This window comes from Gordonibacter sp. (genome assembly GCF_036667095.1).
Classification (GTDB): domain Bacteria; phylum Actinomycetota; class Coriobacteriia; order Coriobacteriales; family Eggerthellaceae; genus Gordonibacter.
Genome location: NZ_JAVWUP010000335.1, coordinates 1 through 2,015, shown reverse-complemented (window position 1 = coordinate 2,015; position 2,015 = coordinate 1). Strand labels below are relative to the sequence as shown.

Annotated in this window: 2 protein-coding genes; one reads left to right on the top strand and one right to left on the bottom strand. The window is 45.8% G+C overall.

From position 1 onward, the window contains the following. Positions 1 to 145: 145 nt before the first annotated feature. A complete protein-coding gene (locus RR842_RS14365) occupies positions 146 to 955 on the bottom strand; it encodes a hypothetical protein (RefSeq protein ID WP_332730262.1) in 810 nt (269 codons plus the stop codon). Positions 956 to 1,698: 743 nt separating this feature from the next. Between RR842_RS14365 and RR842_RS14360 the strand changes: the two genes are divergently transcribed. Next, on the top strand, positions 1,699 to 2,015 hold a 317-nt coding region (locus tag RR842_RS14360; RefSeq protein ID WP_332730260.1), incomplete at its 3' end, for a UPF0758 domain-containing protein.

Sequence of the window (2,015 nt, the reverse complement as noted above, 5' to 3'; positions counted from 1 at the left end):
GAACAGTATTTTGCAGGTCGTTTATCGGCGCTGTCCATACGTTGCTAAACCAGCCAATCAACGCTACTAAGAAAATAATCGTAATAGAAGAGACGAAAACGATTCTCTGGGCAGTAAAAAAAAAGCTTAATCATAATGTTAATTCCTAGTTTGAACGAAGTGCTGCGGCCAGAATAGACGGTAATATGGCAATAAAGAGGATTAAGGCACCTCCAAAGAAGATTACAGCCAGCACAACCGAGAACATCATCATGGCAGCAATAGCTAAAAGAGGAGCAAAAACACCAATAATAACTATCGCGCTCACGAGGAGAGTCCACCGTGCGATTGGGTAGCTACGCATTGCATTGCTCATTCGATTAGTAAGGTTCGCTTTCGTGCTCTTAGCTCCCTTCGCGCAAAAGAAGCAGCAGAGAAGAGTGCTCGCGAATACTGACGGCAAGATAAATCCAGCGCATATCGCCATTATTTGGCTAGCAGTAATCGCATTTCCAATCTCAAGCCCTGGAACCGTTGCCATATACCGAGAAGCCATACATCCGAGGTGAATTACCCCGGATGCTGCGAAGAAAATTGCTGAGAGCCAAAATAAAGCGGTGTGCATTTTCCCCGGTCTTACCGGATTTATTTGAAAAGATGGCTTAACCGCTCCAAGAAGATTTATGAAATCAAACGAAAAGGAATAGGCAAGGAACATGAGAGCAATCCCGGGAATCACAATGGTAACCCAGTCAATATCCGGTAGATTTACTACGTTCAATCCGTAAGAAGAAAGAAGAATTTGCCAATCTGCCGCATCAGCCATCAAGCCCGTCAATACAGGAAAAGATAGCGATAAAAAAAACAGCCAAAGCACCTCGAAAACAACCCTCACAACCAAAGAAGTTGAAGCTTTGTTTGTGAAGCCTAAGGATAAATTCGAAACTGAAGACGCGCTTTCTACTGTGTCACTCATATCTTCCTCAATTCAGTAACTATTTACCAGCCTTATCAATGCAAATCATATAGACTCATAAAACGATTGCTAATTAGTGGCTGCCGATTATTTGTTTTGAAGAACCAATGCGGGATCAAGCTTCAAGCATGATAGCAGCTTTACAACTCAAAAATGCACCAGGTTAGTCAAGCGAGTAGGTTCTCCGCGCGATCGGCTGTAGCCCCCCGATCAATTCACGGAGAACATTAAGCCAGGTAGCATGTCGTTGATGGCATCCTCAAGAACAGAAATATCGCGCCCTAATTCTTCTGCCATCCCTGCCGTGTCTCCAGTCATTTCCACACCCTTCTTTCGACGGCCGCTTGTCTGCTTCGAGGAGTCTATGGATGCCTTGACAGTATTTTACACCCCGCCCTGCGCGACGGTGTCCCTTAAATAGTACAAGGAATGAATGATGCGGTGGTCAATCATGCGCTGCATGATGTGTGCTGTTTCCCCTTTAGCGTACGAGTTGCCATTCCACGCCTCCTCGGCAAACTCCTTGTGATTCCATGATTTCAGATGGCGCGTAGGCCGTGAGTAGCAAAGCGCACGGCTCAACCACTTACCACGAAGTTACTTTCGTGCGACCTACAAGGCGTAAGTCCAGTAGAATATAAACAGCCTCACGAAGCAATGGGCTAGCGTCCGATCTAGGAAAGCGTGCGCACCTCAATAGTGTTGCGTTAACCAGTGGATTCCGATAGATATTGGGTACAGCTATGAATAGACTTATGCCAAGAGAAAAACTAGCAAAATATGGTGCCGCACATCTCACAGACGTAGAGTTATTGTATCTTTTTATAGGAAGCGGCAATAAGCAGGTGTCTGCGGAGCAGATAGCAAGAAAAATACTTAAACTACTGAAGGACAAAGGTAGCTCTATTGCCTACGAGGATCTATTGGACATCCAAGGGATGGGGCCGGCAAAAACAAGCGAGATTGTTGCGCTTTTTGAATTGGGCAGGCGCTATCTTATGCCAGCCGACAGGCCAAAAATCGAAACCACAGAACAGGCGGCGGCACAGCTTGGGTGTGT